This is a genomic window from Streptomyces sp. MS191 (assembly GCF_008042125.1).
GTDB lineage: Bacteria > Actinomycetota > Actinomycetes > Streptomycetales > Streptomycetaceae > Streptomyces.
Genome location: NZ_RDBI01000054.1, coordinates 179400 through 186681, shown reverse-complemented (window position 1 = coordinate 186681; position 7282 = coordinate 179400). Strand labels below are relative to the sequence as shown.

General features: G+C 70.9%; 5 protein-coding genes and 1 pseudogene. 3 read left to right on the top strand and 3 right to left on the bottom strand.

The window, feature by feature from the left end; translation table 11 throughout:
- Positions 1-504: pseudogene (locus EAO71_RS23875) on the bottom strand (hypothetical protein); the annotation flags it as partial.
- Between the two features lie 417 nt (positions 505-921).
- On the opposite strand from EAO71_RS23875, the gene EAO71_RS23870 reads away from it, so the two are divergent.
- Complete coding sequence (locus EAO71_RS23870) at positions 922-1575, top strand: bifunctional DNA primase/polymerase (RefSeq protein WP_147979868.1); 654 nt, start codon at positions 922-924, stop codon at positions 1573-1575.
- A 96-nt stretch (positions 1576-1671) separates the two neighbouring features.
- Here EAO71_RS23870 and ftsY read toward each other — a convergent pair whose 3' ends face one another.
- Positions 1672-2883, bottom strand: a complete 1212-nt coding sequence (gene ftsY, locus EAO71_RS23865; protein ID WP_147979867.1) for a signal recognition particle-docking protein FtsY — start codon at positions 2881-2883, stop codon at positions 1672-1674.
- Positions 2884-3087: 204 nt separating this feature from the next.
- Between ftsY and EAO71_RS23860 the strand changes: the two genes are divergently transcribed.
- A complete protein-coding gene (locus tag EAO71_RS23860; RefSeq protein ID WP_147979866.1) occupies positions 3088-4554 on the top strand; it encodes a cytosine permease in 1467 nt (488 codons plus the stop codon).
- A 60-nt stretch (positions 4555-4614) separates the two neighbouring features.
- On the top strand, positions 4615-5586 hold the full coding sequence (locus tag EAO71_RS23855; RefSeq protein WP_147979865.1) for an LLM class flavin-dependent oxidoreductase: 972 nt from the start codon (positions 4615-4617) through the stop codon (positions 5584-5586).
- A 48-nt stretch (positions 5587-5634) separates the two neighbouring features.
- Here EAO71_RS23855 and EAO71_RS23850 read toward each other — a convergent pair whose 3' ends face one another.
- Positions 5635-7068, bottom strand: a complete 1434-nt coding sequence (locus EAO71_RS23850; protein ID WP_147979864.1) for a sugar porter family MFS transporter — start codon at positions 7066-7068, stop codon at positions 5635-5637.
- Positions 7069-7282: the final 214 nt, after the last annotated feature.

Genomic DNA, 7282 nt, shown 5'->3' with positions numbered 1-7282 from the left:
GGTTCGTCGCATGTCAAGTGAATCGCGTCCAGCGCCAGGCGAGTTCATTCGAAGGGGTGGCGAATGGTGGCGATTCTTGAATCCCCCTCGCGAGAGGGCGGAGCCGAGGAAGCCGCGGCGGGCGAGCATCAGGTCGCTGCGGGAGAACTCGCTGAGCAGGGTGACGGTCTGGGGGCCGGCCCACGGCAGGTCGACGCCGGAGACGGAGGGCGACTGGTGGGCGGTGCGCAGTCCGAGGTCCTCGATCGCGACGACGGAGCCGAAGCGTTCGGAGAACAGCTCGGAGAGGATCCGCGGGATGGGCTCGCGGGGCTGTTCGCCGTCGAGCCAGCGCCGCACTCGGGAGGTGTCGGTGCTGATGTGGTGCGCGCCCATCTGGCGCGCCCTGCGGTTCACCTGACGCGCCAGCTCGCCCTTCGACCAGCCGCTGCGCACGAACCACGAGCTCAGCTGCTCGTTCGGGCGCTTGCCGGCAGTCGTTCCGTCTGCGCCGTTGCCGCCCACAGGAATGCCCCCATCCACATCAATGCCCTTGTTGCGCGAACCCCTATCAGAATGCCGCGAGTTGCGGCGTCCGTCTGGAGCTTGCACTCCTTCGAACTGGAAAACGGGTTGCCTCCGGCATACCCACGCGCGCATCGGCCCAGGGTTCGTGTACCGAAAGTAATCCTACGATCACCCCTCTCGCGAGGGGGATTCAAGAATCGCCACCATTCGCCACCCCTTCGAATGAACTCGCCTGGCGCTGGACGCGATTCACTTGACATGCGACGAACCAGGGGTCGACGGAGTGTTGCGCGAGGAGGCGCGCGCGGCGGTCCGCACCACCCGTCCCGCGACGGTGCGCCACTCACGGCCACGGAGCGTGAGGGGGCGACCCCTGGTCGTAACCACCGGCGCGTCCGACCCGTTGGAGGGGGCATGGGCTTCACGATCGGCGGCATCCGTGAGATGAGGACCGGCTCACGACGCCGCGTCCGCACCACGGAGTGCACGGCAGTGGCGGAGTACACCGGACTGTGGGGCTGGGACGTGCTCCCGGGAGCGAGGGCCGTCTCCGGCCAGTGCTCCTGCGGGGACGCCTCGTGCGCGGCCCCCGGGGCGCATCCGCTCCCGTTCGCCGAGGGCGTGCCGGCGGGCGCGGGCCTGGACGAGGCGACGCGGGCCTGGTCGGGGTACCCGGGAGCGGCCGTGCTGCTGCCGGTGGGACGCTCCTTCGACGTGATCGAGGTCGCGGAGGCGGCCGGGCGGCGCGCGCTGGTCCGGCTGGAGCGGATGGGCCTCCCGCTGGGTCCGGTGTGCGCGACGCCCACCGGGCGAGCGCAGTTCTTCGTGGCGCCGGGGGCGGCGGCGGAGCTGCCGCGGCTGCTGTACCGGATGGGCTGGGACGACGCCGATCTGGACCTGGACGGCCTCGGGACCGGCACCCACATCACGGCGCCCCCGTCGGACCTCGGCGGCCTCGGTCCGGTCCGCTGGCTGCGCCCGCCCACGCTCGACACCGCGGGGGCGCCGCCGCAGGCACGGCTGCTGCTCGGCACCCTGGCGTACATCTGCCACCGCAGCCACTCCTGAGCAGCCCCCTCTCCCCCGCCGGCCGGGCACCGCGGGGGCCGGGGACGACGAAGGCCCCGCCGTCGGGCGGGGCCTTCGTCGTGCGTGCGGAGTGCGTCAGTCGCCGATCAGGGCGTCGACGAAGGCGCCCGGCTCGAACGGGGCCAGGTCGTCCGGGCCCTCGCCCAGGCCGACCAGTTTGACGGGGACGCCCAGCTCGCGCTGGACCGCGACGACGATGCCGCCCTTGGCGGTGCCGTCGAGCTTGGTCAGCACGATGCCGGTGATGTCGACGACCTCGGCGAAGACACGGGCCTGCACGAGGCCGTTCTGGCCGGTCGTGGCGTCGAGGACGAGGAGGATCTCGTCGAGCGGGCCGTGCTTCTCGACGACCCGCTTGACCTTCCCGAGCTCGTCCATCAGGCCGGTCTTGGTGTGCAGCCGGCCGGCGGTGTCGATCAGGACGACGTCCGCGCCCTCGGCGATGCCCTCCTTCACCGCGTCGAACGCGATCGAGGCGGGGTCGCCGCCCTCGGGCCCGCGCACCGTCCGCGCGCCGACCCGCTCGCCCCATGTCTGGAGCTGGTCCGCGGCCGCGGCCCGGAAGGTGTCCGCGGCGCCGAGCACGACCGAGCGGCCGTCGGCGACCAGGACACGGGCGAGCTTGCCGGTGGTGGTGGTCTTGCCGGTGCCGTTGACGCCGACGACCATGACGACGCCCGGGGTGTCCGCGCCGCTCTCGGTCTTCACCGCGCGGTCGAAGTCGCCGAGCAGGGCGACGAGCTCCTCGCGGAGGAGGCTCTTCAGTTCCTCGGGGGTGCGGGTGCCGAGGACCCTGACCCGCTCGCGCAGGCGCTCGACGAGCTCCTGGGTGGGAGCGACACCGACGTCCGCGGTCAGCAGCGTCTCCTCGATCTCCTCCCAGGTGTCCTCGTCGAGGTGCTCGCGGGACAGCAGCGTGAGCAGCCCCTTGCCGAGCGAGTTCTGCGAGCGGGCGAGCTTGGCCCGGAGCCGTACGAGACGGCCCGCGGTCGGCTCGGGCACCTCGATGGCGGGCACGGCCGGCTCTTCGAGGACCGGCGGTTCCTCGACGGCGACCGAGCCCTCGGCGGCCGGGAGGTCGACCTCCTCGACGGTGCGGCGTGGTTCTTCCCGCGGTGCCTCCGCCTCGTCGCCGACATGCGGTTCGGCGGGCGGAGCGGTGATGGTCGGCGTGGTGGACGGACCGGCCGGCGGCAGCTGCTTCTTCTTGCGACCGCTGATCACGAGCCCGCTGGTCACGGCGACCGCGACGACCAGAGCGATGACTACAGCAAGGATGAGTTCCATAACCCGACCAGTATCGGACACGAAGGGGCCCGAGGTCCGCACCTCCCGCCCGGGTCCCGCCGAAGCCTCACGTCAGGGGCGCCGCGGGGAGCAAGGTCGCCATTTGGACGTATCGGGGATTGCGTACGATGCTGGACCACTTGGGCACGTGCCACTGCCGTCGCCCCTCCCCCGGCCTCCCCATCTCTGTACCGGAGTACCCCCATGCCCCACGCCTCCGACGTCGAAGGCGCGATATCCGACGCCGCGGCCCCCGCCGCGGTCGAGACCCGAGGTCTCGAACCCGTTCCGGACGCCGAACGGACCGGCCGGGTCCGTGAGCTGTTCCCGACCTGGGTGGCCGCCAACATCAGTGTGCTGCTTCTCACGATGGGCGCCGGCCTGGTCGTCTCGAACGGGCTGAACCTGTGGCAGGTGCTGGTCGTCGCCACGGCGGCGCCGCTCCTGTCGTACGGCATCGTCGGCCTGATCTCGATCGCGGGGAAGCGCGGCGGCTCGCCCGGCATGGCCCTGTCGCGGGCGGTCTTCGGCCAGCGCGGGAACCTGCTCCCCGGCTCGCTGATCTGGGTGGCCCGCTGGGGCTGGGAGACGATCAACGCGGTCACCGGCGCCTACGCCGTGCTGACCGTGCTCGACCTGCTCTTCGGCGTCGAGTCGAGCACCCCGCTGATCGTGGTCACGCTGCTGCTGTTCGTCGCCTGCACCTTCGTGGTCTCCGGGCTCGGCATCAAGGCGCTGCGGGTGTGCAGCACCTGGTCGACGTACCTGTTCGGCGCGTTCTCGGTGCTGGTGCTGGCGCATCTGGTCGCCCACACGGACTGGTCGGCGGTCTTCGCCCGGCCGGCCGGTTCCACGGCGATGATGGTCGCGGGCATCGGCACGATCGCGGCGGGCGGCATCAGCTGGGTGCCCTCCGGCCCGGACTTCACCCGCTACCTGCCCCGCACGGCGTCCTCCCGTGCGGTGGTCGGCTCCACGGTCGGCGGCGCCGGGATCGTCGTCCTGCCGATGGTGCTGATGGGCGCGGTGATGGCGGTGGCGACACCCGACCTCGCCTCGGCACAGGACCCGGTCTCCTTCATCGGGGAGCTGCTGCCGACCTGGATCTCGGTCCCGTACCTGCTCATCGCGCTGATCGGGATGCTGCTGATCAACTCGATGTCGATGTACTCGGCCGGGTTCACGGCGCAGACCCTCGGCATCAGGGTGCCGCGTGCGGCGGCGGTCAGCGTGAACGCGGTGATCAGTCTGGTCTTCGGCTTCCTGCTGATGGTGGTGGCGACCGGCTTCATCGGTTCGTTCATCTCCTTCCTGACGCTGCTGGCCGTCGCGTTCTCGGCGTGGATCGGCGTCTTCGGCGTGGACATGCTGCGGCGCCGGACGTACGACGGCGAGGCGCTGACGGACACCACGCGCACCAGCGCGTACTGGTACCGGGGCGGGTTCGCCTGGCAGGCGACGGCCTCGTGGGCGGTCGCCCTGGTGGTGGGTCTGCTGTTCACCCGGGTCGAATGGTTCGCGGGGCCGCTGGCCTCTTCCTGGCCCGGCGAGAACGGGCTGGGCTGGGCGGTGACGATCGTCGTCGCGGGCGTGCTGTACGCGGCGCTGCCCCGGACTCCGGCGGACACGGCCGCCCCGGGCGCCGAGGTCCGCGAGACTGTTTCCATCTGACGCCACGTCAGATACCGTCCCCCTTCGCCGGCCTTCCACGCTCGCGGAGGGGGACTTCCCATGCCCTTCACAGTCGTACGGTTCAACCTCGTCGATCCGCGGGGGACGCCGGAGTCCCTGTCGGAGCGCTATCGCGCCGCGCTCGCCATGGCCGCGTACGCCGACGAGCACGGCGTCGACACGGTGCAGACCGAGGAGCACCACGGTGTCGCCGACAACTGGCTGCCCTCGCCGTTCGCCTTCGCCGGCGCGGTGTTCGGGGCGACCCGGCGGATCGCGGTGACGGTCTCGGCGATCATCGGCCCGCTGCACGATCCGTTGCGGCTCGCCGAGGAGATCGCGGTGCTCGACCTGCTCAGCGGCGGGCGCCTGGTGACGGTGGCGGGGATCGGCTACCGGCCGGAGGAGTACGAGGAGCGCGGGGTCGACTGGGGCCGGCGCGGGAAGCTCCAGGACCTGCTCCTGGAGACGCTGCTGCGGGCGTGGTCCGGCGAGCCCTTCACGTACCAGGGGCGGACGGTGCGGGTCACGCCGCGGCCCTTCACCCGGCCGCATCCGCTGCTGCTGGTGGGCGGCTCCTCGAAGGCGGCGGCGCGGCGGGCCGCCCGGCTGGGGCTGCCGTTCTTCCCGAGCGCCCATCTGCCCGAGCTGGAGGCGTACTACCGGGAACGGTGCGCGGAGTACGGCACCGAGGGCTGGACGATGATGCCGGCGCGGGAGACGCCGCTGCTGCACGTGTCGGAGGACCCGGACCGGTGCTGGGCGCGGTACGGGGAGCACTTCCTGCACGAGGCCCGCACCTACGCCTCCTGGCAGTCGAAGGACATCCGCTCGGCGGTGCGCTCGACGGCGACGACGACGCGGGAGCTGCGCGCCGAGGGGGTGTACCGGATCGTCACGCCCGACGAGTGCGTGGCCCTGGGGCTGGAGAGCCTGGTGCTGCATCCGTTGTGCGGCGGCATGCCGGTGGACGAGGCGTGGCGGAGTCTGCGGCTGTTCGGAGAGGACGTACTGCCCCGGCTCGGGGCATAGGGCCCTGAGCCGGGGCAGTACTCGTGTCGAGGAGAGGGGCAGCGGGGATTAGCCCATCTCCTCCAGCGCCTTGCCCTTCGTCTCCTTGACGTACCGGAGCACGAAGGGGATGGAGAGCACGGCGAAGACCGTGTAGATGATGTAGGTGCCGGAGAGGTTCCAGTCCGCGAGGGACGGGAAGCTCGCGGTGATGGCCCAGTTGGCGATCCACTGCGCGGAGGCGGCGACGCCCAGGGCGGCGGCGCGGATCTTGTTGGGGAACATCTCGCCGAGGAACACCCACACCACGACGCCCCAGGAGAGGGCGAAGAAGAGCACGAAGACGTGGGCGGCGACGAGCGCCACGACGCCCTGCGTCTCGGGGAGTTTGCCGTCGACGAGGTCGGCGGAGAAGGCCCAGGCCTCGACGGCGAGGGCGACGGCCATGCCGACGGAGCCGACGAGCGCGAGCGGCTTGCGGCCCACCCGGTCGACCAGGACCATCGCGATCACGGTGCCGATGATGTTGATGATCGACGTGGTGAACGAGTAGAAGAACGAGCTCGACGGGTCGATGCCGACCGACTGCCAGAGCGTCGAGGAGTAGTAGAACGCGACGTTGATGCCGACGAGCTGCTGGAAGACCGAGAGTCCGATGCCGACCCAGACGATGGGCAGCAGGCGGAAGCGGCTGCCGGAGACGAGCAGGTCCCTGAAGGTGGACTTGTGCTCGCGGCGCATCGCGTGCTCGATCTCGGCGACGCGGTGGTCGAGGTTGACGCCGTGGCCCTCGACCTCGGACAGGACCTCCTTGGCCTTCTCGGTCTTGCCGACCGAGATCAGGAAGCGGGGGGACTCGGGGATGGCGAAGGAGAGCAGGCCGTAGAGGAGGGCGGGGACGACCATGACGCCGAGCATCCACTGCCAGGCCTCGAGGCCGCCGATCTCACCGCGCTGGTCGCCGTCGGCGAGCTGCAGGATGCCGTAGTTCACGAGCTGGGAGATGGCGATGCCGATGACGATCGCGGCCTGCTGGAAGGAGCCGAGGCGGCCGCGGTAGGCGGCGGGGGCGACCTCGGCGATGTACGCCGGGCCGATCACCGAGGCCATGCCGATGGCGAAGCCGCCGATGATCCGCCAGAACGCGAGGTCCCAGAGGGCGAAGGGCAGCGCGGAGCCGACGGCGCTGATGGCGAACAGCACGGCGGCGATCTGCATGCAGCGGATGCGGCCGATCTTGTCCGCCATGCGGCCCGCGGTGGCGGCGCCGATGGCGCAGCCGATCAGGGCGATGGCGATGACCTGGGCGAGTGTGCCGGAGCCGATGTCGTAGCGGTCACGGATGGCCTCGACGGCGCCGTTGATGACGGCGCTGTCGTAGCCGAACAGGAAACCGCCCATGGCGGCCGACGCCGTGATGAAGATGACGTGGCCGAGGTGGTCCGGGTGGGCGGAGCGCCCTTCGGAAGGCGGCGGCGTGGGCGCCTGCGCGGTGCTGGTCACATGGACTCCTGGGGGCTCCGGCAGCGTCGCCGGGGCGTGGGGGGCGAGCCCTTCCAGTGGCGCACAACTTCTCGCCGCCCACCACTTGAAGGTAAAAGCAACGTTGCAGAGACTATGCCTTCAAGTTTCGAAGTCAATACTCGCCCTCCTGTTCATCCAGAGGAAGGGCGAGTCCGCATGTGTTCAACTCTTGAATGTGATCAAGGTCGGGTCT

Bases quoted from the DNA above. Each gene is read 5' to 3' on its own strand.
- EAO71_RS23860 (WP_147979866.1), top strand. From the start codon at position 3,088: ATGCCCCACGCCTCCGACGTCGAAGGCGCGATATCCGACGCCGCGGCC.
- EAO71_RS23870 (WP_147979868.1), top strand. From the start codon at position 922: ATGGGCTTCACGATCGGCGGCATCCGTGAGATGAGGACCGGCTCACGA.
- EAO71_RS23855 (WP_147979865.1), top strand. From the start codon at position 4,615: ATGCCCTTCACAGTCGTACGGTTCAACCTCGTCGATCCGCGGGGGACG.
- ftsY (WP_147979867.1), bottom strand. From the start codon at position 2,883: ATGGAACTCATCCTTGCTGTAGTCATCGCTCTGGTCGTCGCGGTCGCC.